21 protein-coding genes are annotated in these 26,497 nt (G+C 68.7%); 15 read left to right on the forward strand and 6 right to left on the reverse strand.

Translation table 11 applies throughout. The features are described from left to right. Positions 1–5 precede the first annotated feature (5 nt). Complete coding sequence (locus ACFM35_RS14075) at positions 6–869, reverse strand: SDR family NAD(P)-dependent oxidoreductase (RefSeq protein ID WP_378843124.1); 864 nt, start codon at positions 867–869, stop codon at positions 6–8. A 47-nt stretch (positions 870–916) separates the two neighbouring features. Between ACFM35_RS14075 and ACFM35_RS14080 the strand changes: the two genes are divergently transcribed. Continuing rightward, positions 917–1,690 (forward strand): SDR family NAD(P)-dependent oxidoreductase, encoded by a 774-nt coding sequence (locus tag ACFM35_RS14080; RefSeq protein ID WP_378843126.1) that lies wholly within the window; start codon positions 917–919, stop codon positions 1,688–1,690. Positions 1,691–1,976: 286 nt separating this feature from the next. On the opposite strand, the gene ACFM35_RS14085 is transcribed toward ACFM35_RS14080, so the two are convergent. Beyond that, positions 1,977–3,218 (reverse strand): glycoside hydrolase family 1 protein, encoded by a 1,242-nt coding sequence (locus ACFM35_RS14085; RefSeq protein WP_378843128.1) that lies wholly within the window; start codon positions 3,216–3,218, stop codon positions 1,977–1,979. 229 nt (positions 3,219–3,447) lie between these two features. Here ACFM35_RS14085 and ACFM35_RS14090 point away from each other — a divergent pair, with 229 nt between their 5' ends. The 4 genes from ACFM35_RS14090 to ACFM35_RS14105 are packed head-to-tail and all read left to right on the forward strand — an operon-like array spanning position 3,448 to position 8,958. Further along, the gene (locus ACFM35_RS14090) at positions 3,448–5,013 is read left to right on the forward strand and encodes an ABC transporter substrate-binding protein (protein WP_378843130.1); all 1,566 of its coding nucleotides are present in this window, start codon (positions 3,448–3,450) and stop codon (positions 5,011–5,013) included. A gap of 29 nt (positions 5,014–5,042) precedes the next feature. After that, on the forward strand, positions 5,043–5,984 hold the full coding sequence (locus ACFM35_RS14095) for an ABC transporter permease (protein WP_378843132.1): 942 nt from the start codon (positions 5,043–5,045) through the stop codon (positions 5,982–5,984). Further along, a complete protein-coding gene (locus tag ACFM35_RS14100) occupies positions 5,981–8,110 on the forward strand; it encodes a dipeptide/oligopeptide/nickel ABC transporter permease/ATP-binding protein (RefSeq protein WP_378843134.1) in 2,130 nt (709 codons plus the stop codon). Before ACFM35_RS14095 ends, ACFM35_RS14100 begins: the two co-directional genes overlap by 4 nt. After that, positions 8,110–8,958 carry an ATP-binding cassette domain-containing protein gene (locus ACFM35_RS14105; RefSeq protein ID WP_378843136.1) on the forward strand — a complete coding sequence of 283 codons (849 nt, stop codon included), beginning with the start codon at positions 8,110–8,112 and terminating at the stop codon, positions 8,956–8,958. Before ACFM35_RS14100 ends, ACFM35_RS14105 begins: the two co-directional genes overlap by 1 nt. Positions 8,959–9,021: 63 nt before the next feature. Here the strand turns inward: ACFM35_RS14105 and ACFM35_RS14110 are convergent, their stop codons facing one another. Continuing rightward, on the reverse strand, positions 9,022–9,933 hold the full coding sequence (locus ACFM35_RS14110; protein WP_378843138.1) for a LysR family transcriptional regulator: 912 nt from the start codon (positions 9,931–9,933) through the stop codon (positions 9,022–9,024). A gap of 154 nt (positions 9,934–10,087) precedes the next feature. Here ACFM35_RS14110 and ACFM35_RS14115 point away from each other — a divergent pair, with 154 nt between their 5' ends. Genes ACFM35_RS14115 through ACFM35_RS14130 form a run of 4 tightly spaced genes read left to right on the forward strand, consistent with a single transcriptional unit; the run spans position 10,088 to position 16,133 of the window. After that, positions 10,088–10,633, forward strand: coding sequence for a quercetin 2,3-dioxygenase (locus tag ACFM35_RS14115; protein ID WP_378843140.1), 546 nt, complete (start codon positions 10,088–10,090; stop codon positions 10,631–10,633). Positions 10,634–10,645: 12 nt separating this feature from the next. Beyond that, the gene (locus tag ACFM35_RS14120) at positions 10,646–11,482 is read left to right on the forward strand and encodes an alpha/beta hydrolase fold domain-containing protein (protein WP_378843142.1); all 837 of its coding nucleotides are present in this window, start codon (positions 10,646–10,648) and stop codon (positions 11,480–11,482) included. Beyond that, positions 11,479–13,896, forward strand: a complete 2,418-nt coding sequence (locus ACFM35_RS14125; protein WP_378843144.1) for a glycoside hydrolase family 2 TIM barrel-domain containing protein — start codon at positions 11,479–11,481, stop codon at positions 13,894–13,896. The genes ACFM35_RS14120 and ACFM35_RS14125 overlap by 4 nt, the downstream gene beginning before the upstream one ends. Beyond that, positions 13,893–16,133: a family 78 glycoside hydrolase catalytic domain gene (locus ACFM35_RS14130; protein ID WP_378843146.1), complete on the forward strand. Its 2,241-nt coding sequence runs from the start codon at positions 13,893–13,895 to the stop codon at positions 16,131–16,133. The genes ACFM35_RS14125 and ACFM35_RS14130 overlap by 4 nt, the downstream gene beginning before the upstream one ends. A 19-nt stretch (positions 16,134–16,152) precedes the next feature. Here the strand turns inward: ACFM35_RS14130 and ACFM35_RS14135 are convergent, their stop codons facing one another. Both ACFM35_RS14135 and ACFM35_RS14140 read right to left on the reverse strand, forming a co-directional pair. Continuing rightward, on the reverse strand, positions 16,153–16,965 hold the full coding sequence (locus ACFM35_RS14135; RefSeq protein ID WP_378843148.1) for an IclR family transcriptional regulator: 813 nt from the start codon (positions 16,963–16,965) through the stop codon (positions 16,153–16,155). Between the two features lie 39 nt (positions 16,966–17,004). Further along, positions 17,005–17,559 carry a carboxymuconolactone decarboxylase family protein gene (locus tag ACFM35_RS14140; protein ID WP_378843150.1) on the reverse strand — a complete coding sequence of 185 codons (555 nt, stop codon included), beginning with the start codon at positions 17,557–17,559 and terminating at the stop codon, positions 17,005–17,007. Positions 17,560–17,692: 133 nt separating this feature from the next. Between ACFM35_RS14140 and ACFM35_RS14145 the strand changes: the two genes are divergently transcribed. From ACFM35_RS14145 to ACFM35_RS14170, 6 genes are all read left to right on the forward strand, one after another. Further along, positions 17,693–18,577, forward strand: a complete 885-nt coding sequence (locus tag ACFM35_RS14145) for an alpha/beta hydrolase (RefSeq protein WP_378843152.1) — start codon at positions 17,693–17,695, stop codon at positions 18,575–18,577. Positions 18,578–18,661: 84 nt separating this feature from the next. Next, positions 18,662–19,477 (forward strand): SDR family NAD(P)-dependent oxidoreductase, encoded by an 816-nt coding sequence (locus tag ACFM35_RS14150; RefSeq protein ID WP_378843154.1) that lies wholly within the window; start codon positions 18,662–18,664, stop codon positions 19,475–19,477. Positions 19,478–19,505: 28 nt separating this feature from the next. Further along, a complete protein-coding gene (locus ACFM35_RS14155; protein WP_378843156.1) occupies positions 19,506–20,285 on the forward strand; it encodes an SDR family NAD(P)-dependent oxidoreductase in 780 nt (259 codons plus the stop codon). A gap of 32 nt (positions 20,286–20,317) precedes the next feature. Next, the gene (locus tag ACFM35_RS14160; protein ID WP_378843158.1) at positions 20,318–21,193 is read left to right on the forward strand and encodes a fumarylacetoacetate hydrolase family protein; all 876 of its coding nucleotides are present in this window, start codon (positions 20,318–20,320) and stop codon (positions 21,191–21,193) included. A 9-nt stretch (positions 21,194–21,202) separates the two neighbouring features. Further along, a complete protein-coding gene (locus ACFM35_RS14165) occupies positions 21,203–22,078 on the forward strand; it encodes a fumarylacetoacetate hydrolase family protein (RefSeq protein WP_378843160.1) in 876 nt (291 codons plus the stop codon). Between the two features lie 12 nt (positions 22,079–22,090). Continuing rightward, entirely contained in the window at positions 22,091–24,799 is a 2,709-nt protein-coding gene (locus ACFM35_RS14170; RefSeq protein ID WP_378843161.1) for a family 78 glycoside hydrolase catalytic domain, read from the forward strand. A 153-nt stretch (positions 24,800–24,952) separates the two neighbouring features. Here ACFM35_RS14170 and ACFM35_RS14175 read toward each other — a convergent pair whose 3' ends face one another. Then, entirely contained in the window at positions 24,953–26,488 is a 1,536-nt protein-coding gene (locus ACFM35_RS14175) for a peptide MFS transporter (RefSeq protein WP_378843163.1), read from the reverse strand. Positions 26,489–26,497 lie beyond the last annotated feature (9 nt).

Genomic DNA, 26,497 nt, shown 5'->3' on the forward strand with positions numbered 1-26,497 from the left:
TGCCGTTACCCGCGGGCGATGCGGTCCGACATCACCTTGACGCCGGCCGAGGATGTCGATCCTCCGTCGACGGGGATCTCGGCGCCCGAGACGTAGGCCGCAGCATCCGAGAGCAGGAAGACGACCACCCGGGCGACCTCATCGGCGTTCCCAAAACGCTCGAGGGGGGTCAGGTCGAGCTGCGCCTCACGCATCGCGGCAGGTGCGTTCGCGGTCATCGGGGTCTCGATGAAACCGGGGTGGACGATGTTGACCCGGATGCCGCGCGGTCCGTATTCCGTCACGGCGACGTGCGTCAGCCCGCGAAGCCCCCACTTGCTCGACGTGTACGCGACCGGGTAGTGCGCGGTGAGCGCCGCCGACGAGCCGACGTTCACGATCGACGAGTCCCTGGCCATCAGTGGGGCGAGAGCCTGGATGCCGAGCATCGGGCCGGTCAGGTTGACCGCGAGGACGCGATCCCAGTCGGTGCGCGCGGTCTGACCGAGCCGTGTGCGGTGAGTGATCCCGGCGTTGTTGACGAGGCCGCGCAGAGGCGTGCCCGCCAGATCGGTCGCGAGGAACTCGGCCAGCGCCTCCCACCCCGCCTCGTCGGAGACGTCCAGCTGCCGGTACACGACGCGCGTGTCCGCCAGCGCCGGAGCAGCGTCCACGATGTCGGTGGCGATCACCCGCGCACCCGCCTCATCCAGCAGGAGCGCGGCGGCCAGTCCCTGACCTCCGGCGGCGCCGGTGACGACGATCGTGCGGCCGTCGAGTCCTTCGTTCGTCATGACGACTCCCTGCGTCGGCGGCGACGTCTTCGCGCACGCTTCGACGCTAGCCGCGGCATCCGCTCGGGGGAACTCCGGTTCGGTGATGACGGGCATCACGTCTGCCGAGGGCGATCGACGTGGTCGCGCGGGAGGATGGAGCCATGGATCTCGCGCCCTCGGCTCTCTTCTCGTGTGCGGGACAGGTCGCCATCGTCACCGGGGCGGGCACCGGAATCGGCCGCGCGTGCGCCGAGGCGCTCGCGTGGGCGGGATCGCGAGTGGTACTCGCGGGGCTGCCCGCTTCGCAGCCCGCAGTCGCCGCGGCCGAGTTGGTCGGGCAGGGTCTCGAGGCCATCGGCGTCGATTGCGATGTGACGGATGCCGCGGCCCTCCGCGACCTCGTCGACACCACCGTGCAGCGGTGGGGGCGCGTGGACACGGTCGTCGCGAACGCGGGAGCGGCGCTGGACGGCTTTTCGGGGGATGAGGATGAGGCCCTGGATCGGATGCTGTCGCTGCACGTGCGCTCCGTCTCGCGGCTCGCCGAGCTCGCGCTGCCCGTGATGGCGTCGACGGGAGGCGGTTCGTTCATCGTGATGTCGAGCATCGCCGGGCTGCGTGGCAATCGGGTGATCTCGGGATACGGCGTCACCAAGGCGGCGAACGCTCAGATCGCTCGAAACATCGCGGTGCAGTGGGGCGGTCGCGGGGTGCGGGCGAACGCGATCTCGCCGGGCGTGATCGCGACTGATTTCGCCGCGCCGATCACGGCCGATCCCGAAGCCGCCGCCGCGCGTCTGGCCCGGACTCCCCTCGGACGCTTCGGACGACCGGAGGAGGTCGCCGGGGCGGTGGTGTGGCTCGCGTCGCGTGCCGGCGCGTTCGTCAGCGGCCAGAACATCGTGATCGACGGCGGGACGATGATCTCGGACTGAGGTCATCGTGCGGGTGGGCTGCCGGGGGTGGGCTGTCGGGCGGCCTGGCTGTGGGGCTGTCTGGCTCGGTCAGTGTTTCCTGGCAGATCCGCGTGGAGCGCGGAGTACCCGAGGTGCGCGGCCCCCACTGGTGGGACCCTCACCCCACCTGGCGACCCGTCACGAAATCGCCGGTGCGCATGCGCGAGCGACTGGCTTCTTCGCGGAACTGATGCCGTCTATGCCACGCCGCAAAGAGGAGGGAATGATTGTCGCCCCGGGTCGGCGTGTGGCGCCGCCTCACGACTCAGAGTCCGCGCGCGTCGCGCACCAGTCCGGCGTACACGCCCGCGCTGGGCTTCGCCGTGCGCTCGAAGGTCTCGCGATCCACCTCGTGCAGTCCCAGCTTCGGCGTGTAGCCGAAGATCCACTCGAAGTTGTCCATCAGCGTCCAGTGGCAGTAGCCGAGCACCGGAACCCCACCGGCGATCGCCTGCGCGAGGCCGTCGAGCGACGGTGACAGGAAGTCCGCGCGAATGCTGTCATCCGGCGTGCTCACCCCGTGCTCGCTGACCAGGATCGGCACTCCGCTGATCTCGTATGCGTACTCGACCGCACCGCGCAAGGACGCCGGATCGACGGCGGTACCCATGCCGTTCACCACCGCGCCCGGCTCCGCGGGCAGCAGACCGTCCGGACCGTAGTAAAGCCGCTCGTAGTTCTGCACGCCGACGAAGTCGTCCTCGCGAGCCAGCCGCAGCCAGTAGTCGTAGACCTCCGCGCGCTTGCGGTCCCGCACCTCCTCGCCACCGGGCGCCGCGACGTCGTCGCACATCGCGAGGGACAGGCCCACGCGAAGGTCCGCGCGGCGGTCCTTGATCGCGGCCTTCCCGGCGGTGTGAGCAGCCGTCATGCCCGCGCGCATCCCGGCGAAGTCTTCGTGCAGCATCACGTTGCCCGCGCGATAGCGCTCGGCACCCGTCGCGAGCTCGGCCGCCTCGAGGGTCTGACGCTCGAGGTCGGCGATGAAGTCGGGCAGCTCCGCCCACGTCAGCATCTCGGGCAGATCGGGTTCATTGAATGTCACGGCGAGGGCGATCCGATCGCCGAAGCGATCCATCACCACTCCGCAGTATCGCGCGAACAGCGATGCGGACTCGGGATTCAGCCAGGCGCCTCGCGCGGCGAACCAGTGCGGCGACGTGAAGTGGTTGAACGTCACGATCGGCGCGAGACCGCGGGCGAGGCATCCGTCCACCAGCGCCTCGTAGTGCGCGAGGGCCTCCTCCGAGAACTGGCCTTCGACGGGCTCGATGCGCGCCCATTCGACCGAGAAGCGATAGGCGTTGAGGTCCATTCCTGCGACCAGGTCCAGGTCGGACTCCCACAGCTCCCATCCGTTGGCGGCCTTGCCCGAGCGGTCTTGGAAGATCGTCGGCGTCACGTTCTCGAGGAACCAGGTGTCGCTGTCGACATTGTCTCCCTCGTTCTGGTGTCCGGCGGTGGCGACCCCCCAGAGGAAGTCGGCGGGGAAGGATGCTGCGGGCATGAGTGGTCCTCTCTGAACTCTCCTTCATCCTCGCATACTTGTTCATTCTATGAAAGCGTGTTTCACTGGGAGCAGTGAGGCGAATGACCATCGTTAGGCGCTCGCTAACAAGGGACCGAGCGAATCCGAATGGCCAAACCCGGCCGGGGCGGGTCACTCTGTACCAAAGGTCGACCCCGATGCGACCGCCGACACCGAAGTCCGCAGTACACCGATCACAGGAGATCTGATGTCTCGCCTCACCACAGCACGCGGAGCCGCCGTCATTGCGGCGATCGCCGCATCCGCCCTCGCCCTCACCGCCTGCACCGGTTCGGGAGGAGGCTCCAGCAGCGGCGGCGGCGCCGACACCTCGAAGCTGGTCATCGGACTCGATGCCGACCAGGCCCCGCTCGGGTACGACCCGCTCCGATACTCCTCCGGTCAGCGGATGTTCTTCGAGGGCATCTACGACTCGCTGTTCGTCCTGGACAAGGATGGCAACGTCGCTCCCGACCTCGCGACCACGGCGACGTACAGTGCCGACCAGACACAGCTGACCCTCGACCTCGACACCAGTAAGACGTTCGCGGACGGCTCGACGGTGAGCGCCGCGCTCGTCAAGGAGAACCTCGACGATCGGCAGGACGCCGACCTGTCCGCCTACAGCGGCTTCGCCACCGGTGGCGAGAACGAGATCACCGACGTGACGGTCGTCGACGAAGACACGGTGACGCTCACATTCGCTGCGGCCAAACCGGGGTTCGAAGCCAACCTGGTGTTCCCCGCCGGCGCGATCGTCGGGCCGACGGGGATCGCGGACCGCTCGAGCCTCGACTCGGCTGCCGACGGCTCCGGTCCCCTCGAGGTCGACGAGTCGGCGACGGTGAAGGGCAACTCCTACCTTCTGGTGAAGAAGGCCGATGCCGCCGCCGCGAAGGACTATCCCTTCGACTCGTACGAGTTCAAGCCGATCCTCGATCCGCAGGCACGCGTGAACGCGGCGATCTCGGGCGAGGTCGACATGGCGATCATCACCGCGGACACGCAGGCGCAGGTCGAATCCTCCGGCACGGGTCTCGTGGCGAACGGCGGCACGATCCAGAACATCATCGCGTTCGACAAGGCGGGCGCGACGGCGCCGCAGTGGAGCGACCCCCGTGTCTTCCAGGCGCTGTCGATGGCAATCGACCGCAAGACCTTCGTGAGCGCCGTGCACGCAGGTGAGGTGCCGACCGCCAACGCCCTCCCCGCCGACAGCCCGGGATACCTGCCCGAGCTCGAGACGCAGTACGCCTACGACCCGGATGCGGCGAAGGCGCTCCTGGCCGAGGCCGGCTACCCGGACGGATTCTCGTTCGACTTCACCATCACCGCGCAGAGCCAGCGCGACCTCGAGGCGCTGCAGCCGTACTGGGCGGCGATCGGCGTCACGGTCAACCTGAAGAACGCGTCCTCGACGGAGGAGGCCTTCGCGGTGGTGCAGACCGAGCCGCTCGGCGGACCGATCGCGCTCACCTGGACGAACCCGCTCGGCAACGTGTTCGGCGTCCTCTTCGGTTTCGCGAACTTCCACAAGGCGGAGAACGCAGACATCCAGGCCGCAGCCGGCGCGATCGGGGCCGCTCAGGGCGACGAGGAAGCGCAGGCCACGGCGCTCCAGGACCTCAACCGCTCGATCGTGGACGCGGGATGGCTCATCCCGCTGTTCGAGCAGCTGGCGCCGTGGGCGTACAACACGGCGAAGGTGGCCACGCCCACTTTCCCGGGTGCCGAGCCGTTCCCCCTCCTCGCGTCGGTCACGCCCGCGTCCTGAACACCTTGCCGGTGCCACCGGGAGTGACGATGCTCATCTTCATACTCAAGCGGGTCGCTTTCGCGGTCCTCACCCTGCTCGTCGCGTCGTGGATCGCCTTCATGCTCGTGCACCTCTCGGGTTCCACCCCCGGCGGAGTGGCCCTCGGCCAGTCCGCCACGCCGGAGCAGGTCACCGCCTACAACACGGAGATCGGCTGGTACGACCCCTGGGTCGCCCAGTTCGCGAACTGGGTGGGCCAGGTGCTGCAGGGCAACCTCGGGGTCTCCCTCATCGACGGTCGAGAGATCGGACCGGACATCGCCAAGCGACTGCCCGTCACCGCGGCCCTGGCACTCGGCGGCACCGTCCTGAGCGCCGTGATCGGCATCGCCCTCGGCGTCGCGGCCGCGGTCCGCGGCGGAACAGTGGACCGGGTGATCACGGCCGTCACCGGCATTCTGCTCTCCCTCCCCGCCTTCTGGGTCGGCGTGCTCCTCGTCTACTTCCTCGCGGTGCAGCTACGGCTCCTTCCGGCAACCGGTTTCGTTCCGTTCGAGGTCAGTCCCGACAAGTGGTTCCGATCGCTCGTCCTGCCCGTCCTCACGATCGCGATCACGTCGGCCGGCTTCATCGCGCGGCAGACGCGCGCGTCGATGGCCGAAGCGCTCGCACAGGAGCACATCCGCACCCTCCGCGCCGTCGGCACCCCGACCTGGCGCATCGTCTACGTGCACGCCCTGCGCAGCGCCAGCCTTCCGATCCTTGCGAGCGTCGCCGTGCAGTTCATCGTGCTCTTCGGCGGATCCGTGATGATCGAGCTCCTCTTCGCCCTGCCGGGCATCGGTCAGGCCATGCAGGCGGCGGTCGGATCCGCCGATCTCCCGTTCGTGCAGGCGCTCGTCCTCGTCGCCACGCTCGTGGTGGTCATCGTCAATCTCCTGCTGGAAACCCTCAACCGCACCCTCGACCCGAAACTGCGCACATCATGACGGTCTCCACCACCGCGATCCTCACGATCCGCCGCGCCGAACGCAAGCGCAGCTTCCGGATCCTCCGTTCACCTCTCGCAGTCATCTCCCTGATCTGGCTGATCGGCCTGATCGTGGCATCCGTCACGTCACCGCTGTGGCTGCGCTACGGGCCTCTCGAGCAGGACCTCACCGCGGTCCTCCAGGGCCCGACCGCCGCGCACCTCCTCGGCACCGACGAGCTCGGTCGCGACCTGCTCTCCCGCATCGTGGCGGCCGCCGCGTCGACACTCGCACTGGCCTGCATCACGCCCATCGTCGCCGTGGCGATCACTGTGCCGGTCACTCTGTGGGCCGTGCGCTCGTCGCGCGGAGAAGCGGTCATGAACCGCGTGAGCGAGATCGTGATGTCGCTGCCTGGAACGGTGATCATCCTCGCCTTCATCGCCGCGGTCGGCACCAACATGCCACTCGTCATGGTGCTCTTCGGCGTGCTGCTCTTCGGTGCGCTCTACCGCATCCTGTTCGGCCAGGCGAAGTCGCTCCAGAAGCAGCTCTTCGTCGAAGCGGCCACGGTGGACGGCGTGCGCCCGTTCGTCACCAGCTTCCGCCACGTGCTTCCGAACATGTCCACCACCGTGATCGTTCAGTTCGTCCTGTTCTTCGGGGTCGGGATCATGCTGCAGGCCGGTCTCGCGTTCATCGGCCTCGGCCCGCAGCCCCCCGAGCCGACGTGGGGTGGCATGATCCAGACCGCCTCGCGCTTCATCTTCCAGCAGCCCTGGATGATGGTGCCCACCGGCGTCGTCCTCGCGCTCACGATCATCGCGGCGAACTCCATCGCCGACGTGCTCGCCGGCGGAGCCGCCACTCCTCCGCCGCTCGTCGCCCTGAGGCGGACGCGCGCGAAGAAGAAGCAGGCTTCGGATGCTGCGACCCTGCGGGTCTCGACGACCGCGCCGGTCGCAAAGCAGGCGCGCGCTGCCGCATCCGTTCCGCTCGAGGCGACCGCCCTGATCCCCGCGGAGTCGGTCGAGGAGGCCGGAGAGCTCGTCGCGATCCCGGGCGATTCACCGACGACCTCCGGCGCCGACCGCACCGGCCTGGCCGCCGGTGGCGCGTCGGCAGCCGACGGCGAGCTCATCGTCGAAGATCTGGTGCTGGGCGTCGATGGGGGGCCGGCGCTCGTCACCGGAGTGTCGATGCGCGTGCGGCCGGGGCGGGTGATGGGACTCGTGGGCGAGTCCGGCTGCGGCAAGAGCGTGACGTCGTACGCGTTGCTGGGCCTCCTCTCGCCCGGACTGTCGGTGCGATCGGGTCGCATCCAGTGGGGCGACGTGGACTTGGCGCAGGCCGACGAGCAGACGCTCGCGAAGGTGCGTGGCCACGACATCGCCTTCATCTCCCAGGAGCCGAGTCGTGCGCTCGATCCGATGTTCACGATCGGCTGGCAGTTGGCGGCGACCGTCAAGCGCCTCCGCCGTGTCGGCGCGGGGGAGGCCAAGCGCATCTCCCGGCAGCTGCTCGTCGACGTCGGCATCGTCGACGCTCCGCGTGTGCTGAAGAGCTATCCGCACCAGATCTCGGGGGGTATGGCCCAGCGCGTCGCGATCGCCCTCGCCCTCGCGGGGTCGCCGCGCCTCCTCGTCGCCGATGAACCGACGACCGCGCTGGACGTCACGATCCAGGCCGAGATCCTGGGTCTGCTGCGCGGATTGATCGCGGAGCGGGGCATGTCGATCATCCTCGTGACCCATGACCTCGGTGTCGTCGCCGATCTGTGCGATGACGTGTCGGTGATGTACGCGGGGCAGATCGTCGAGACGGGCACGGTGCGCGACGTGCTCGTGCGGCCGGAGCATCCGTACACGATGGCCCTCCTGGCGGCAGACCCGCACGCGATCATCGATTTCGAGGGGACAAGCCGTCTGGCCTCGATCCCCGGCCAGGTGCCGCTGCCTGGTTCGTGGACGAGCGGATGCCGGTTCGCGCAGCGATGCCGGTTCGCAACGCAGGCGTGCCTGACCACGATCCCCCTCGATCCCCGCGCCGAGGGCTTCGGGGGAGTGCGATGCGTCCGCCGCGACGAGGTGCGCGGGCGGCAAGAGGAGTGGCGACAGCCCGTCGCCGCCGGAGGAGACCTGTGATGAGCCAGCCCACGAGCCGGGAGCCGGATGCCTCCACCCCGCTGCTGGAGGTGCGCAACCTCGTCGTCCGCTTCGGAAAGAAGGCCGCGGTCGATGATGTGTCCTTCACGATCGGCCGCGGGGAGACTCTGGGCCTGGTCGGAGAGTCCGGTTCGGGCAAGACGACCATCGGCCGGGCGATCCTCGGCCTGCAGCCGGTCACGAGCGGTCAGATCCTGTTCGAAGGGCGCGACATCACGAAGGCCGGTCCCCGCGCGCGCCGCTCCCTCCAGGGCGATCTGCGCGCGGTGTTCCAGGACCCCTTCTCGTCGCTCAACCCCCGCCGCCCGATCGGCGACGCGATCACCGAGCCGCTGCGGGTGGCCGGAGTCTCCCGCTCCGACCGCGATCGGCGCGCGCAGGAGGTGCTCGCTGCCGTGGGCCTCGCCCCCGGTTCCGAGAACCGCTTCCCGCGGCAGTTCTCCGGCGGCCAGCGCCAGCGCATCGCCATCGCCCGCGCCCTGGTCACCGACCCGCGTCTGGTGGTCTGCGACGAAGCGGTGAGCGCGCTGGACCTCTCGACGCAGGCGCAGGTGCTCAACCTCCTCGCCGACCTGCGGGTGGGCAAGGATCTCGGGTACCTCTTCATCGCCCACGACATGGCTGTCGTGGAGTTCCTCGCGCAACGTGTGGTCGTCCTCAACCGCGGCAAGATCGTCGAGGTCGGCGAGACCGCCGAGGTGATGCGCAACCCGCAGGCGCACTACACGCAGGTGCTGATGGCCGCGTCGCCGGTGCCCGATCCTGATGAGCAGGCGGCACGGCGCGAAGCCTGGAAGGCGCTGAAGGCGGCTGCCCCCACGGCGTGAAGGCTCCTCCGGCGCACGCGCACGAGGAGCATCGGCCTTAGTCTGTTCCTATCGTCCCGGCGCTCAGTGGAAGGTGGCGTCCACGAGCGGGGACAGCGCCTGCGCCGTCTCGCGGAACGCGTGGACCATCGGGTTGCGGGCATCGCTCAGGCTGCACAGGAGGATCGTGGCGGGCTCGATGTCGAACACGGGGATGAACGCGAGCTCGTCGCGACGGTACTGACGGGAGGCCGACTGGCCCGCGATGTTGACGCCCGCACCCGCGGCCACGAGTTCGAAGAGTCCGTCGACGCTGTCGGCCGTTGGTCCGCGCTTCGGCCGCGTACCGTCGGGGCGGGGGTCGACGATCCACCAGTCGACGACTTCGGGCACGCCGCCTGCGACCGCGACGAACACCTCGTCGTTGGTCTCGACGATCGACACCGACTCTCGGTCGGCGAGCGGGTGGCCGGCCGGAACGACGAGCACGCGCGGTTCGCGCCAGAGCGGTTCGAGGCGCACGCGCGCCGGGAGAGGCATCGGCGCGGGGGCGAAGACCACGTCGACACGACCGGACTCGAGTTCAGCAGCGACGTCGAAGAATCCGAGACGGCGCATCTCGATCCGCGCGTCGGGCATCGCCTGCATCGTCGCGGCGATCGCCGCCGTCGTCAGAGCCCCCGCCCCGGCCGCGACCACGCCGACCCGGAGCACCGGCGCGTCGCGGTCCCGCTGCATGGACCGTCCCCAGCTCAGAAGCTGATCGTGGTCGTCCTGCACGCGGCGGGCCAGGGGGAGCAGTTCGCGTCCGTAGACGGTGAGTTCGACTTTGCGAGGGCTCCGGACGAAGAGCTTCAGGTCGAGCTGCTGCTCGAGCCGACTGATCTGCTGGCTGAGCGAGGGGGGCGTGATGCTCAGCCGCTGGGCGGCGCGACCGAAGTGCAGCTCTTCGGCGAGAACGCAGAAATAGCGAATGACGTGGATCGGCACATCCATGCGCCGATCTTAGCCTGAGGCTAACGCCGCGTAGGGAGCTCGAACTTCCTTCGCCGGCGACTTGTCATGAGACTGGACACAGCCGGAGCGAGCGGTCGGAATGAGCCGACCGTTCTTCAGTGCTCCGCCGCCGCGCACTTACAAGGAGGTAAGCATGACCACTTTTCCCGTAGACGACGCTGACAAGGTCGCGTTCACCGGCATCCTCCCCGGTGCTCCGAAGCCGTTCGTGCTGGGCAACGGCGAGGGCGAGAAGTCGCTCGTGTTCGACCAGCTCTTCACGGTGCTGCTCTCAGCGGATGAAACCGACGACCAGTACGGCGCGTTCACGATGCAGGGGAGAGCAGGCGACCGCATCCCCGGCCACAAGCACCTGAAGACCCATGAGATCTTCTACGTCGTGGACGGCGAGATCTCGGTGTGGATGGATGACGAGGCCGACTATCACAGCAAGACGACCCTCGTGACGGGAGACTTCGCGTTTGTTCCGGCGGGCATCGTTCACGCCTTCCAGATCCACAACTCGACCAAGGTGTTCGGCACCGGTACGGCGGGATTCGAGCGGTTCTTCCATGCGATCGGCGAGAAGACGGAGGCCACCGAGCCGCAGGGCGTCTACGTGCCCGACTTCTCGGTCATGCGCGCCGCCGGCGAGAAGTACGCCACGGTGTTCATGCCCCAGTTCACGTTCCGCGACTGACACGGCCACGCCATGTCAGCGATCCTCGAGATCGACGTCGCGCAGCCGATCGGATTCCGCCCGTTGTCGATGGATCTTCGGGTCCCGGATGCCGCGACCCACGATCACCCGCCCGTCGTGGTGTTCCTGCACGGCGGGGGATGGATGCGCGGCAGCCGCCGGGTCTTCACGCCCGGCATCAGTGACGAGAGATCCTTCGACCGGATCGTGGCGGCCGGCTTCGCCGTGGCCTCCTGCGAGTATCGGCTGAGCGGCGAGGCCACGTTCCCCGCGCAACTCAGCGATGTGGACGCGTCCATCGACTGGCTGCATGAACACGGTCACGAGTACGGGGTGGATGCCTCGCGGATCGCACTCTGGGGGGTTTCGGCCGGAGCGACACTCGCGGCGCTGACGGGACTGCAGCGCCGCGACGTGCGCGGAGTCGTCGACTGGTTCGGCCCTGCCGACCTCTTCGCGATGGCCGCGCACGAGACGGGAGAGCCGCCCGAAGAGACCCGGGAGGCCCGGTGGATCGGCGCGCCCGCAGCCGAGCGGCCGGACAGCGCACGCGCCGCCAGTCCGGTCCATCAGGTGCACCCGGGTGCTCCTCCGTTCCACATCTCGCACGGTACAGCCGACTCCCACGTGCCGATCACCCAGAGCGAGGCGCTCGCCGATGCGCTCCGTGCCGCCGGCGGCGAGGTCGAGTTCCACCGGGTTCCGGGCGGCGAGCATTTCTGGCGAGGGCTCGAGGACACCGCGACGGTGTTCGACCGGGCGATCGATTTCCTGCAGCGCGTCTCCGGCTCCATGGCTGGGCGCGTCACCGGCTCGACGACACACAGAACGAACGGACCGACATCGTGACAGTCACATCCTTCACCGCGGGTTGGACGCACCGCGCCCCTACGGGGCCCTTCGCGAGCGCCGACCGCGAGCAGGTTCCCCCCGTCGTCGTGCGCCTGCCTCATGATGCGCTGCGGGACGAGTCTCGCCGACCGGACGTTCCAGGGAGAGGGGCCGGCGCCTACTACCCACCGATCGCACGAACGTACTCGAAGACGTTCGACGTGCCCGCGGGGTGGGAGGGGCGCATCGTCCGGCTCGAGGTGCAGGGCGCCTACCGTCGCGCCCAGGTCTTCGTGAACAACGAATTCGCGGGCAATCGTGCCGACGGTTACGCGCGGTTCTTCGTCGACATGACGCCGTTCCTGCGCTTCGGCCAGCCGAACGAAGTGCGCATCGAGGTACGCGCCGGCGAGGACTCCCGCTGGTACGCGGGCGCCGGCATCCACCGCCCCGTCCTTCTGCACGTCGACGAACCCGTACACATCGCGCCGGACGGGGTCACCGTCACCACGGTGCGGATCGAGCACGATCAAGCTGTCGTGGATGTCGTGACGAAGATAGCGAACCGCGGGCTGATCACGCGGACGGTGAGGGTGGCCACGCGAATCTCGGATGAGCACGGAGCACAGGTCGAAGGCGATGAGAGCCCCGCGACGGTGCCGCCCGGCGACGTCATCCTCGTCCGCCAGCGGCTTTACATCCCGCAACCCGCGCTGTGGTCGCCGAGCTCGCCCGCGCTGCACACGGCCGACGTCTCGCTCGCGGGTTCGGATGACGTGACCGTCACCTTCGGCATCCGCACCGTCACCGTCGATCCGCGCAAGGGACTGCGTATCAATGGCGAAGCCGTTCTGCTTCGAGGCGCGTGCATCCACTCCGACAACGGTCCGCTCGGCGCCGCGGCCATCGGCCGCGCGGACGAGCGACGCATCGAGTTGCTCAAGGCTGCCGGGTTCAACGCGATTCGCGCTGCCCACAACCCCGCCTCCATCGCCCTCCTGGATGCCTGCGACAAGCACGGGATGCTGGTGATGGACGAGGCGTTCGATATGTGGACCCGTTTCAAGACTGCGAACGATTACGCGGCGGACTTCCCGCAGTGGTGGGCAGCTGATCTCGCATCCATGGTGACGAAGGACCGCAATCACCCCAGCGTCATCATGTACTCCCTCGGCAACGAGATCGTCGAGGTGGGCAGCGGGCACGGAGCTGGTTGGGCCCGCCGGATGGCCGAGCATGTGCGCGACCTCGACCCGACCCGCTTGATCACGAACGGAATCAACACGTTCCTGGCCGTCGTCGATGAGCTCCCGTCGATCCTCGAGGCGGGAGGTGGCGCGCTGAATGAGGCGATGGCGAACCCCGAGGAGGGCTTCAACGCGATCTCCGTCAGCGATGCCGTGACCACCCGCATCGAGGAGTCCAGTGCCACGCTGGACGTCCTCGGCCTGAACTACGCGGATGCGCGCTATGCGGTCGACCGTGAGCAGCTCCCGCATCGGATCATCGTCGGGTCGGAGACGATGCCGTCGGCCATCGGCCGGCTCTGGCCCATGGTCATCGAGAACCCCCACGTCATCGGGGACTTCACCTGGACCGGCTGGGATTACCTGGGCGAGGTCGGGATCGGCGCGACGGCGTACGCAGAAGACCCGGACGCGGTGCCCGGGCTCGAGCGCGAGTACCCGTATCTCACGGCATGGTGCGGTGACCTCGACATCACAGGCTGGCGCCGGCCGCTGTCCTTCTATCGCGAGATCGTGTTCGGATTGCGCGCCGAGCCGTACATCGCGGTGCAGCGTCCGGAGCATCATGACCACACGATCGCGGGCCGCGCGCCGTGGGGGTGGAGCGACAGCATTTCGTCGTGGGCGTGGCCCGGCTACGAGGGGCGTCCCGTCACCGTGGAGGTCTACGCGGACGCCGACCTGGTCGCGCTGCTGCTCGACGGGGACGAGATCGCCCGGGCTCAGACCGGAACGGATCGGCCGATGATCGCCGTGCTCGAAACGGAGTATCGACCGGGTGTGCTCGAGGCCGTCGCCTTCACGGATGGTGTCGAAACCGCCCGCACGACGTTGGCCACTCCGGCTGAGGGTGTCGCGCTCAGCGCCCGCGTCGATCGATCGGTGATCCGCGACACGGACGCCGATCTCGCCTATGTCGAAATCGAGCTGCACGATCCCGCGGACCGACTCGTCACCTCCGCCGACCGAGCCGTGACCGTCGAGGTGAGCGGCGCGGGACAGCTCGTGGGCATGTGCAGCGCGAATCCCCGAACCGAGGAGCGTTTCGACTCGTCGACCTGGCGCACTTTCGACGGCCGCGCGCTCGCGGTCGTGCGTCCGACCGGCGTCGGTGCGATCACGGTGGCAGTGTCCGCGGATGGTCTCGCAGGACTGTCGCTCCACATCGATGTCGCCGCGCAATGAACACCCCACCGGCGAAGATGATCGCGCCCGTCCACCCCACCGAGGCGGCCCCGCTCCTACGCCACGAGTTCGCGCTCGACGAGGGGCACGGGATGGTGACCCGAGCGATCCTGCGCACGAGCGCATTGGGCGTCGTCGAAGCGTGGATCAACGGCGTTCCGAGCTCCGACGAGCTGCTGGCACCGGGATGGACCACCTATGAGCGTCGCGTGCGCCTCATCGAGCACGACGTCACCGATGCGGTGGCTCCGTCCTCGACGGCAGTGATCGGGCTCCGTCTCGGGAACGGGTGGTACCGCGGCCACCTCGGGTTCACGGGTGCGCGCGCGGTCTACGGAGACGAGCGTGCCGGCTACGCGGAGTTGGACATCCACTTCGCCGACGGACACGTCCAGCGTGCGGTCTCCGACGGGTCGTGGCGCACAGCATCCGGAGCAGTGCTCGCCGATGACCTCTACAACGGCGAGACGATCGATGCCCGCCTCCGCGACGACTCATGGCTTCGCCCGGGGTTCGACGAATCCGGGTGGGGCGACGTGCGGGCCGTCGAGTTCGATCTCGACCTGCTCGTGCCCCGCGTGTCGCCGCCGGTGCGCCGGCTGTCCGAGCGAGCCGTCGAGCATGTGTGGAGCTCACCGTCGGGTAAGACCCTCGTGGACTTCGGGCAGAACCTCGTCGGTTTCGTGCGTGTACAGGTCAGCGGCCCCGCGGGCACCGAGATCGTCCTCCGGCACGCCGAAGTGCTCGAGCATGCGGAGCTGGGGGTGCGGCCTCTCCGGCGTGCCGAGGCGACCGACCGGTTCATCCTGAGCGGCGGCGATGACGTGTTCGAGCCGACGCTGACCTTCCACGGGTTCCGTTACGCCGAAGTCAGTGGCTGGCCGGGGGAACTGGATCCTGCCGCGCTGACCGCGGTCGTCGTGGGTTCCGACATCCGCCCCATCGGTTCGTTCGCCTGTTCCGATCCGCTGCTGAACCGGCTGCACAGCAACGTGGTGTGGGGGATGCGCGGGAACTTCCTCAGTGTGCCGACCGACTGTCCGCAACGGGACGAACGCCTCGGCTGGACCGGCGACCTCGCGGTCTTCGCACCCACCGCGGCCTTCCTGGGCGATGTCGAGCCGTTCCTGGCCGATTGGCTGACCGATGTCGAGCTCGAGCGGCAGGGCACCCCGCACGGCTCCGTCCCGGTCGTCGTCCCCAACGTCATGAAGTACCTCGACACCGGGTTCCCCGAGCCTGGGGCGACAGCGATCTGGGGTGACGCGGCTGTGTGGGTGCCCTGGGCGCTGTGGACCGCGTACGGGAACGCGCAGACGCTGCGCGACGCGTATCCCCTGATGACGGCGCACACCCGATCGGTCGCGGCGCTCCTCTCGCCCGACGGGCTGTGGGACAGCGGGTTCCAGTTCGGGGACTGGCTCGATCCGGATGCCCCGGCCGACGATCCCGGCAAGTCCAAGGCCCCGGCGGCCGTCGTGGCGACGGCATCCGCCTACCGCACGGCCGCGCTCGCAACCGAGGCCGCGCGGGTGCTGGGGGAGCGGGACGACGCGGAGGAGTTCGCGCATCTCCGCGACGCCATCGGCGAGGGTTTCCGCGCGCGGTACGTCGAGGGCGGACGTATCCTCAGCGACAGCGCCACCGTCTACGCCCTCGCGATCGCCTTCGACGTGCTCGGCGGCGACGATCGGCAGCGCGCGGGAGACCGGCTCGCCGAGGTGGTGCGCGAGGCCGAGTACCGGATCAGCACGGGCTTCGCCGGCACACCGTTCGTGACCGATGCGCTCACCGCGACCGGTCACATCGACGACGCGTACGCCCTGCTCATGCGGCGAGAAGCGCCCTCATGGCTGTACGCGGTCACGATGGGCGCGACCACCGTGTGGGAGCGCTGGGATTCGATGCTCCCGGACGGATCCATCAATCCCGGTGAGATGACGTCGTTCAATCACTATGCGCTCGGTGCGGTCGCCGACTGGATGCACCGCACGGTCGCGGGCCTGGCGCCGCTCGCGGCAGGGTATCGCCGCATCCTCATCGCCCCGCAGCCCGGCGGAGGGCTGACGTGGGCGCGGGCCTCGCTCGAGACGCCGCAAGGACGGGCGTCGGTCCGGTGGGACCTCGAGGGCACCGATCTTCGTGTCGAGGTCACCGTGCCCGCCGGGACCGAAGCCGTGCTGCGGCTCCCCGGCCGCGAGGAGGAGACGGTCGGTGAGGGCACGCACGTCCGATGACGCGAGCCCCACACAGGGATCAGGTCGCGCGCAGCAGCCGGGAGATGTCGTCCGCCGTCCTCTGCAGCCGCGTCAAGAGCGGCCCGCGCAGGGCGGCGACGTCGTGACGGGACGAGGCGACGGCGATGTTGATCGCCGCCGCGGGCCGGTACGGATCGCGTCCGAAGACGGGCACCGACACCGACCGCAGCCCCGCCGCGACCTCCTGGTCCTGCAGCGAGTACCCCTGTTCGCGGATCAGCGCCAGTCTCTCGCGCAGTTCGTCGAGCGAACGGGCCGCGTTGGGTCCGGCATCCGTCGCGAAGTCATGACCTGCCAGGGCCGCGGCGAGTCCCGCGTCGGGCAGGTAGGCCAGCAGCAGCTTGCCCATCGACGTGTAGGCGGCCGGCAGCGTCGAGCCCACCTGGATGTTCGCGGTCACGAGGTCGGAGTTGCGCAGGCGCGCGAGATAGAGCACCTGATCGCCCACCAGCACACCGAGGTTGACGGTTTCGCCCGACTCCTCCGCGAGATGGCGCAGGGGCTGCTCGCTCAGCTGCACGATGCTCGATCCGCGCAGTGCCGCCGAACCGAGAAGCAGCACGGCGACACCGGGACGGATGCTCCCATCGGGCAGGCGCTCGAGATAGCCCCCCTCCTCGAGGGTGGCGACGACGCGGAACGCGGTCGGCATCGGGATGCCCGTGCGGTCGCAGATCTCCCGGAGCTTCAGCGACGTGACCGATTCGTCGAACAGGCGCAGGACGTCGAGCCCCTTGGCGAGCGCCTCGATGCGGTACCGGCTGCCGGTCTTCGCGGAATCGGCGGGCGCAGCCTCTTCGTCAGCTTTCATGGAGTGAAACCGTATCTCCTGACGACAACAGGTGCAATCTCACCGGACACGGAACACCCGCAGCTGCAGCGCCAGTGTCGCGTAGTAGCCCACGAGGGCCGTCAGCTCGAACACCCCGTCGACGCCGAGAAGAGCGGATGCCGCATCCCACTCGTCGTCGGAGAGGTCTCCGTCCAGCAACGCGACGACGGCTCTCCCGACCACCGCCTCACGGCCGGCGAACGCCGAGACATCGAGCGACCGGATGGCGGAGAGCTCGTCGTCCTCGAACCCAAGAGCCCGCGCGATCGCTTCGTGCGACTCCCGTTCGAAGTCGCTGTCCTCGTAGGCGGCGACCAGCAGGATCGCGAGTTCCCGCTCACGGTCGGCGAGCTTCGTCCGGTAGCGAATGGATGCACCGAGCTCCTGCTGCGCCGTTCCGAGGGCAGGCGAGCGCAGCATGATGTCGAACGGTCCCCGGAGCGACCCATCGGCTGCGGTGAGCGCGAAATGCTGCGGCCCCTGCGCCCGGGGCCCACCCACGATCGCGGCGTAGAGCACGGCCTGGTCGGCGTCGAGCTCGGCGGGTGTAAGTGGTCTGATGCGGGGCGCCATCGATCCCGTCTCCTTCGTCGTCGTGAGTCCTGCGCTCGCCGGCGGTGCGGTTCGAGTTCAGCTGGCAAAAGTAGCTTTCTTTCAGTAAACCACGTCACAATGATCCGTACATGCGGAGTTCGAAGGAGATCTCATGTCGAAGACGACCGACCACACACTGCACGCCCATGGTTTCGACTTCGGGGTGCGGGTCTACCCGGCCACCGAGCCGAACGGCTCGGTGCTGGTCTGGCTGCACGGCGGAGCCTTCATGTTCGGCACGATCGACATGCCTGAAGCCGACGAAGTGGGCCGCCGGTTGAGTGCGGAGGGGACGACCGTGGTCTCGGTCGACTACACGCTCGCTCCCCTCGATGGCCTCGCGGGGCTGCCTGCGCCCGGCGAGAACACACCCGGCCCAAGCTCCGAGGAATTCGCCGCCGAGATCGCGGCGGCGGGTCCGCGCTCGCCCTACCCGACGGCGTCGCTGCAGACGGCCGCCGCGTTCACCTGGGCCCGCGACCACGCGACGCAGTGGGGAGGCGACCCGGATCGGGTGTCGCTGGGGGGTGCCAGTGCGGGAGGAAACCTCTCGGCGGGCGCCGCCGTCAGGTTGCGGGATGCTGCGGGACCGGCGCCCGCCGCGCTGATGCTCGTCTACCCGGTGCTGCACTCTCCGCTACCGGAGGCCGACGTCGAGCTGCTCTCCCTCATGGAGGGGCTGCCGGCCGCGCTCACCTTCCCGCCCGAAGCGACCCGCGCGATCAACTCGGGCTACCTCGGCGGCGCCTCCGCCGACGAGGTGTACGCGTTTCCCGGCGGACACGACATGCGAGGGATGCCCCGCACGCTCATCGTCACCGCCGAGCGCGACCGGCTGCGCACGTCGGGAGAAGCGTTCGCCGCCGATCTCGCGCTCGCCGGGGTCGACGTCACCCTCGTGAAGGAGCGCGGGGCGCTGCACGGATATCTCAACGAGATCGGCGACCCCGCCGCGGAGCACACACTTGCTCTGATTTCAGCCGGCCTCTCGGATTGACATCCCCGATCCGCTGCCGATAGATTCATCCAGCGAAAGCAACTTTTGCTGGATGAAGACCAAGCGAATGGCAAGGAGGCGTCGATGTCGATCACGCCTGTGACCTCGGTCACTCCCGAGACCGGCTCCGCTGCGCTCGTGTCGGACGACTGGCTCGGGCTGCGCGGCGCGCGTGTGCTGATCGCCGGCGCCGGCGGCATCGGTGGCGCCTGCGCTCTCGCGTATGCCGGAGCCGGGGCATCCGTCGCCGTCGTCGATCGCGACCAGCGAGCCCTGGACGCCCTCGGTGCACAGTTCGAGGCGCTCGGCACGCGCCACGCGCTGATACCGGCCGACCTCACCGAGCACGGCTCGGGCCCGCGCGTCGTCGCCGAAGCGGTCGCCCAGCTCGGGGGTCTCGATGTGCTGCTGCACGCGGTGGGCATCAACGACCGGCGCCCCATCCTCGAATTCACCGAGGAGGAGTGGGACCACATCCTGCGGGTGAACCTCTCGACCCTCTTCGGTCTCGCCCAGGCGGCGGGTCGTCACATGGTCGCGCAGGGGTCGGGCCGAGTGCTCGCGCTCTCCAGCGTGTCAGGCCTGCTCGCACATCATTCCCATGGTCCGTACGCGGCGTCCAAGGGCGGCATCAATCAGCTGCTGCGCGTGATGGCCCGGGAATGGGCGGCGTCGGGAGTGACCGTCAATGCTCTGGCCCCCGGTTACATCGAGACACCGCTCACCGCCGGCGAGCTCGCCAAGCCGGGTAAGCGCGAGAACCTCGAGAGTCTCGTGCCGGCCGGACGACTCGGCACCCCCGACGAACTGACCGGACCGGCGCTGTTCCTGTCGTCACGTCACGCCGGCTTCATCACCGGCCACGTGATGTACATCGACGGCGGACGCACGCTGGTCTGAAACCACGCACCACAGAAGGAGAGCACGCATGACTCAGATCTTTCCCCGGTTCGCCGGCAAGACCGTCCTCGTCACCGGCGCCGGCACCGGGTTCGGCGCCGAGATCGCGGTCCGCGCCGCACAGGAGGGTGCCACCGTGGCGGTGCACTACCGCTCGTCGAAGGCCGGCGCCGAGGCCACGCTCGAGCGCATCCGCGAGGCGGGCAGCGACGGCATCCTCGTGCAGGCCGACATCGGTTCGTGGGAGGCGATAAAGAGAATGGCCGACGAGGTTTTCGCGGCTTTCGGGACGCTCGACGTGCTGGTCAACAACGTCGGCGACGTCTCGAGCGAGCAGATGGCTTGGGACCAGCTGACCCAGGAGGCGCTCGATGCGGTGATCGACATCGACGTGAAGGGCACCCTGCTCATGACGCACGAGTTCGGCGAGCGGATGCTCGCCCAGGGGCACGGCAACATCGTCCAGGTGGGCTCGACCGTCATCGTCCGAGGGTCCGCCCGCGCTCCGCAGTACGCCGCCGCCAAGTACGCGATCCTCGGGATAACGAAGTCCTACGCCAAGGCCTTTGCACCGGCCGTGCGGGTCAACACCTTCGCCCCCGGCTTCATGGAGACCGAGCGGTTGCTGAACCGCGAGGACTGGAAGGGTGGCCGCCGCGAAGTGCTGCTCTCACAGACACCGATGGGCGTCATCCCGCCCCCCGAGTTCGTCGCCGGCGCCTGCCTGTGGCTCGCCACCGACGAGGCCGCACATCTGACGGGCGGATACATGCTGGCCGACGGCGGCTTCAACATGGTCGGCGCTTAAGCGCTCATCACACCCCCGAACCAAGGAGAATCATGAAACTCATCACCTTCGACGGCGGCCGCGTGGGCCGCCTGGAACTCGAAGAGAACACCGTCATCGAACTCGACGTGCCCTCTACTCGCGAGTACTTCGAGCGTGGAGGCGACGTGCGGGAGACGGGCGAGCGTCTGCGGTACGCGGACGTCACGCTCGAGGCGCCCATCCGCCCCAAGAAGTTCTTCCACACGGCGGGCAACTTCGCCGACCACCACAAGGAGCTCACGGCGGTCGACTGGTCGCACCCGGTGCACAAAGGCATCGTGTTCTTCCAGAACGTCGACGCGATCATCGGCCCCGAAGACGAGATCGTCTACCCCGAGGGGCTGACGAGGGAGCTCGACTACGAGCTGGAGCTCGCGATCATCATCGGAAAGTCGGGCAAGTTCTTCGGACCCGACGAAGCCGATGACTACATCGCCGGATTCACGGTGTTCAACGACATCACCGCCCGCGACATCCAGCGCAAGGAGATGGAGTCGGGGGTGTTCTCCTTCAGCAAGGGCATCGACACCTTCAACCCGATCGGTCCGTGGATCGTCACACGCGACGAAGTTCCCGACATGCACGAGCTTCCGATGCAGCTGCGCGTGAACGGCGAAGTCCGTCAGCAGGGCAACACGAATCAGACGCGCATCAGATTCCCCCACCTGGTCGCGTATCACTCGCCGCAGATCTACAGCGCAGGCGACATCATCACCACCGGAACGATCTCCGGCGTGGCCGCCGTTCAGCCTGACCCGTTCGAGTTCTACCTGAAACCCGGCGATCAGATCGAGGCCGAGATCACGGGCATCGGCACGCTGCGCAACAAGGTCATCGGCTGGGAGGAGCGCTACGGCGAGCCCGCCCCGCAGCGCGTGGACTGGTAGGACGACATCGTGAAGATCGCGAATCTGGATGGTCGGGCCCTCCTGATCCCGAAGGGCGCGGCGACGCATACCGGTGCCGTCGACGTGCAGCAGGCCTCCGACGGGCGCTTCGGTCCCGATCCGCAGACGCTCTTCGATGACTGGCCCGCGTTCTCACGGTGGGTGCAGGAATTCGAGGCGACGGATGCCGCAGCATCCGTCGCCCGGGTGCCGTTCGACGTCGAGGCGCTCGACGCGCCCGTCCCGCGCCCGCGCCAGGTGTTCGCGATCGGCCTCAACTACGCCGAGCATGCGGCGGAGGCGGGCTATCCGCCGGACGGCATGCCCGTGACCTTCACCAAGTTCCCGTCGTCGATCGTCGGCCCCCGCGCGGTCGTCGAACTGCCGGAGGGTCACGTCGACTGGGAGGTCGAGCTCGTCGTGGTCATCGGCCGCGAAGCGTTCCACCTCGATCGCGAGAGCGCGTGGGAACACGTCGCGGGTCTCACGATCGGTCAGGACCTCTCGGAGCGCATCACGCAGATGCAGGGCGCGGCTCCGCAGTTCAGCCTGGCCAAGTCGTTCCCCGGCTTCGGCCCGACCGGCCCGTGGCTGGTGACGCCCGACGAGGTGCACGGAAAAGACGACCTTTCGATCGCCTGCAGCCTGTCGGACGAGGGGATGCAGTCCTCGCGCACGTCGATGATGCTCTACGACGTGCCGGAGCTGCTGGTGCGCCTCTCGGCCGTCTGCACTCTGCTGCCGGGCGACATGATCTTCTCGGGGACACCGTCGGGCATCGGCAACCGGCGCACCCCGCAGCGGTTCATCGGCCCCGACGACGTGCTCGTCAGCGAGATCGAGGGTCTCGGCACCCTCACGACCCGGTTCACCGCCGCGCGCTGAGACGGTCGCACCATGATGAACCCGCGCACTGCGCGCGATCTGCGCGTCGAGTACCTGAGCCGGCCGATCGCCGTGGCGACGCGTGTGCCGCGGTTCTCGTGGATCGTCGATCACGCGCAAGAAGCGTTCGAACTCGAGGTGGCGACCGTCACCGGCCGTATCGTCTGGGCCTCCGGCCATCGGTACAGCGCCGAGACGTCGCTCCTCGAGTACGGCGGCGAACCGCTGCGTTCCGACACCGACTACACCTGGCGTGTGCGCAGCTGCGCCGAGGGCGCGTGGACGCCGTGGGCGTCGTCCTCCTTCGGCACGGGACTGTGGGATGCCGCGGACTGGGTCGCCTCCTGGGTCGAACCGGTCCAGCAGGATGCGGTGGTCGAGCGATGGAGCATCGTCGACTGGATCCGCGGAGGTGGTCCGGAGTCGCCGCCTGAGGACCGACTTCGCCCGCCACAGCTGCTGCGACAGCCCTTCGTCGTGCGGGAAGAGCTGGTGCGCGCGCGCCTCTACGCGACGGCACGGGGTGTCTACTCGGCTTCCGTGAACGGCCGCCGCGCCGACGACCAGGTGCTCGCGCCCGGGGCCGACGCGTACGAGCGTCGCATCTCCGTGCAGGCGTACGACATCTCCGCCGCCCTCGTCGAAGGCGAGAACGTCCTCGGCATCGCGTTGGCCGACGGCTGGTGGGCCGGGCGCCTCGGCCTCACCGGATCGAGCGCCCAGTTCGGCACCCGGGTCTCGGCGATCTGGCAGCTGCATCTCGAATACGTCGACGGCACCACCGAGGTCGTGGCATCGGGACCCGACGTCCGCAGCGCACCCGGCCCGTGGGCGTACGCCGACCTCTTCGTCGGCGAGCGCTACGACCGCCGACGGGTGCCGGCGGGGTGGGATCTCGCGGGTTTCGACGATGGGGGATGGATGCCGGTGGCCGCGCTCGACGGCGATCATGACGTCCTCCGTCCCTTCGCGGGCGAACCGATGAGGCGCGTGCTCGAACTCCCCGCCGTGAGCGCCGACGACACGGCGGACGGGACGATCGTCGACTTCGGCCAGGTGATCGCCGGCCGGGTGCGACTGCGCGTGCAGGGCGCCGAGCCGGGGCAGCAGATCACGATCGAGCACACCGAGACGCTCGCCGCCGACGGGACGTGGTTCACGAACATCGCGGGCATCAACAAAGAGCAGACGGACGTGTTCATCGCGGCCGGTGGGGACGAGCAGTGGGAGCCGGAGTTCACGTTCCACGGATTCCGCTACGCCCGGGTGAGCGGTCTGCGGGGGCCTCTCGTGCTCGCAGACATCGTGGCGGTGGTGATCGCGAGCGATCTTGCGCAGACCGGGTCGTTCGCGGCATCCGATGCCCGCCTCGACCGACTGCATCAGAACGTGGTGTGGAGCCAGCGCGGCAACTTCCTCTCCGTGCCGATGGACTGCCCGCAACGTGAACGCGCCGGCTGGACGGGGGACATCCAGGCGTTCGCCGGCGCCGCGACCAACAACGCGCAGATCGCTCCCTTCCTCTCGCGCTGGCTCGAGAACCTGCGCGCCGACCAGCTGGACGACGGTCGGGTGCCGATCTTCTCCCCCCGGTCGCCCTTCGATGCCGAGGCGGCCGCGAACGCGCAGGGGATCGGCGCGATCGTGGCCGCCGCGGGCTGGAGCGACGCGATCGCCTTCGTGCCGTGGACGCTCTACGAGCGGTACGGCGACCGGCGGGTGCTCGATGAGAACGTCGACGCGATGCTGCGGTGGATCGGATTCCAGCGTGCGGTGGCCGCGGCGGAGCTTCCCGCACGGCTCGCCGACGAAGAACTCGAGGACGACCGACGCCGTGCACAGGCCCTGCTCTTCAACACCGGCGACCACTTCGGCGACTGGCTCACCCCGTCCACGATGGCAGGGCGCCCGATCCACGAGGCCATCGGCATCGCCCCGGCCCTGACGAGCGAGTACGTCGCCCCGATGTTCCAGGCGCAGACCCTCACGGTCGCCGCGTCCGTGGCGACCGTCCTCGATCGCCACGCGCATGCCGCGGAGCTGCGCGACGATGCGGCGGCCGTGCGCGCGGCCTTCGCCGCCGAATACGTCGACGCGGAGGGCGATCTGCCCGTGCGACTGCAGGGCGTGTACGTGCTGGCGCTGGCGTTCGACATGGTGCCGGCGGCCCTGCGCCCCCGCACGGCGGCGCGTCTCGCGCAGCTCGTCCGCGAGAACGGCCACCGCCTGGACACGGGGTTCCTCTCCACCCCGTACCTGCTGGACGTGCTCTGGGAGGCCGGATACGCAGACCTTGCCCGCTCGATACTGTGGCAGCGGGAGATGCCGTCCTGGCTCTACGAAGTGGACCACGGTGCGACGACCATCTGGGAGGCATGGGATGCGATCGGCCCGGACGGCGAGATCCGGGCGATGTCCTTCAACCACTACGCGCCGGGCAGCGTCGACGACTGGCTCTACCGTCGGGTCGCCGGCATCCGCTCGACCTCGCCGGGATTCCGCTCCGCCGTCATCGAGCCCGACTTCGCGTGCGGGGTCGACGACGTGCGCGCGCACGTCGGCACACCGTACGGCGAACTGGCCGTGCACTGGCATCGGACGGCGGATGCGGCATCGGTCGTCGTCGCCGTGCCTTTCGGTGTTGCGGCATCACTCGTCACGGCATTCGGGACCGTGGACCTCGCTCCCGGGCGCTCCACGCACGAGGTGGATCTCAGCTGAGCACCTGGGGTGCTACCGCACCCCACTCACCGGGGCTCCGCCCCAGACCCCCTGGGGTGCTACCGCACCCCACTCACCGGGGCTCCGCCCCAGACCCCCTGGGGTGCTACCGCACCCCACTCACCGGGGCTCCGCCCCAGACCCCCTGGGGTGCTACCGCACCCCACGCATCAGGGCCAGCACCGGCTTCGTCGCCAGCAGCAGCGCGATGCCGATCCCGATGGCGATGAACCCGAGCACCGTGAAGTAGGGCACCTCGTTCTCGGTGTCGTAGAACTGCGCGAGCCAGCCCGCGATGCTCGTGCCGAGGGCCACGGACAGGAAGAACAGCGCCACCATCTGCGTGTGGAAGTGCGCCGGGGCGAGCTTCGTCGTCACCGACAGACCGACCGGCGAGACGAGCAGTTCGGCGATCGTGAAGACGAACAGGATGCCGACGATCGCCAGCAGCGGAGTCGAGTTGGGTCCGCCGCCCGCCCAGGGCAGGAACAGCAGGAACGCGAGACCCATGATGATCGTCCCGACGCCGAACTTGACGGGCGTCGAGGGCTGACGCGAGCTCATCTTGGTCCAGACGGCGGCGAACACCCCCGACAGGATGATGATGAAGACGGGGTTGATCGACTGCACCCAGGAGACCGGCATCTCCCACCCGAACAGCGAGCGGTCCAGCTTCTTGTCGGAGTAGATCGTCAGCACCGTGAACTGCTGCTGGTACAGCGACCAGAAGCCGACGCTCACGATGAACAGCGGGATGAATCCCAGCACCCGCGAGCGCTCGGTACCGGTGATCTGCCGCGACGCGATGATCACGATGAAGTAGGCGATCGCCGCACCGAGCGTGAAGAGGATGACGACGCCCGCCAGGTTGTCGGCTCGGATCACGCCGACGAGGACCAGCACCACGATCAAGGCGATACCGGCGAGCCCGATCCCGATCATGAGCGGATAGCGGCTCCGCGGCAACGGGTTCGGGATGATGCGCGACGTCGAAGGCAGCGACCGCCGCCCGAACGAGTACTGCACCAGTCCGATCGCCATGCCCACGGCGGCCAGGCCGAAGCCCCAGTGGAAGCCGACGGTGGTCTGCAGCAGCCCGGTCAGCAGCGGCCCGAAGAACGCCCCGAGGTTGATGCCCAGGTAGAAGAGCGAGAAGCCCGCATCACGGCGGGGGTCCTCGGGCGAATAGAGCGTGCCGACCACCGAGGTCGCGTTGGCCTTGAGTCCCCCCGAGCCGATCGCGATCAGCACGAGCCCGACCCCCACGCCGCCGACCCCGGGAATGAGGGCGAGCGCGAGGTGCCCTGCCATGATCACGATCGCGCTGAAGAACAGCACGCGCTCCGACCCGAGCAGCCGGTCGGCCAGCCACGCTCCGAGGATTGTGGCGAGGTAGACCGCTCCGCCGTATGCGCCGACGATCCCGGTGGCGACCCCTTCGTCGATGCCGAGACCGCCCTCGGCGGCGGAGTAGTAGAGGTAGATGAGCAGGATGCCCTGCATGCCGTAGAAGCTGAAGCGCTCCCACATCTCCACGCCGAACACATGGGCGAGCGCGAACGGCTGACCGAAGAACCGCGTGTCGGAGTCGCCCTTGTTCTCGGCGTAGAGCGTGGCCGAATCGGTGCTCACGGCCGCGGCATCCTTCCCGCTCGCTGCCGACACGTCGCGTGGGTCGTCGTGGCTCATGGCGTCAGA

It is taken from the genome of Microbacterium songi (assembly GCF_042747925.1).
Lineage (GTDB): Bacteria > Actinomycetota > Actinomycetes > Actinomycetales > Microbacteriaceae > Microbacterium.

Coding starts and splice junctions, on each gene's coding strand:
- ACFM35_RS14075 (WP_378843124.1), bottom strand. CDS start 869: ATGCCCGTCATCACCGAACCGGAGTTCCCCCGAGCGGATGCCGCGGCT.
- ACFM35_RS14080 (WP_378843126.1), top strand. CDS start 917: ATGGATCTCGCGCCCTCGGCTCTCTTCTCGTGTGCGGGACAGGTCGCC.
- ACFM35_RS14085 (WP_378843128.1), bottom strand. CDS start 3,218: ATGCCCGCAGCATCCTTCCCCGCCGACTTCCTCTGGGGGGTCGCCACC.
- ACFM35_RS14090 (WP_378843130.1), top strand. CDS start 3,448: ATGTCTCGCCTCACCACAGCACGCGGAGCCGCCGTCATTGCGGCGATC.
- ACFM35_RS14095 (WP_378843132.1), top strand. CDS start 5,043: ATGCTCATCTTCATACTCAAGCGGGTCGCTTTCGCGGTCCTCACCCTG.
- ACFM35_RS14100 (WP_378843134.1), top strand. CDS start 5,981: ATGACGGTCTCCACCACCGCGATCCTCACGATCCGCCGCGCCGAACGC.
- ACFM35_RS14105 (WP_378843136.1), top strand. CDS start 8,110: ATGAGCCAGCCCACGAGCCGGGAGCCGGATGCCTCCACCCCGCTGCTG.
- ACFM35_RS14110 (WP_378843138.1), bottom strand. CDS start 9,933: ATGGATGTGCCGATCCACGTCATTCGCTATTTCTGCGTTCTCGCCGAA.
- ACFM35_RS14115 (WP_378843140.1), top strand. CDS start 10,088: ATGACCACTTTTCCCGTAGACGACGCTGACAAGGTCGCGTTCACCGGC.
- ACFM35_RS14120 (WP_378843142.1), top strand. CDS start 10,646: ATGTCAGCGATCCTCGAGATCGACGTCGCGCAGCCGATCGGATTCCGC.
- ACFM35_RS14130 (WP_378843146.1), top strand. CDS start 13,893: ATGAACACCCCACCGGCGAAGATGATCGCGCCCGTCCACCCCACCGAG.
- ACFM35_RS14135 (WP_378843148.1), bottom strand. CDS start 16,965: ATGAAAGCTGACGAAGAGGCTGCGCCCGCCGATTCCGCGAAGACCGGC.
- ACFM35_RS14140 (WP_378843150.1), bottom strand. CDS start 17,559: ATGGCGCCCCGCATCAGACCACTTACACCCGCCGAGCTCGACGCCGAC.
- ACFM35_RS14145 (WP_378843152.1), top strand. CDS start 17,693: ATGTCGAAGACGACCGACCACACACTGCACGCCCATGGTTTCGACTTC.
- ACFM35_RS14150 (WP_378843154.1), top strand. CDS start 18,662: ATGTCGATCACGCCTGTGACCTCGGTCACTCCCGAGACCGGCTCCGCT.
- ACFM35_RS14155 (WP_378843156.1), top strand. CDS start 19,506: ATGACTCAGATCTTTCCCCGGTTCGCCGGCAAGACCGTCCTCGTCACC.
- ACFM35_RS14160 (WP_378843158.1), top strand. CDS start 20,318: ATGAAACTCATCACCTTCGACGGCGGCCGCGTGGGCCGCCTGGAACTC.
- ACFM35_RS14170 (WP_378843161.1), top strand. CDS start 22,091: ATGATGAACCCGCGCACTGCGCGCGATCTGCGCGTCGAGTACCTGAGC.
- ACFM35_RS14175 (WP_378843163.1), bottom strand. CDS start 26,488: ATGAGCCACGACGACCCACGCGACGTGTCGGCAGCGAGCGGGAAGGAT.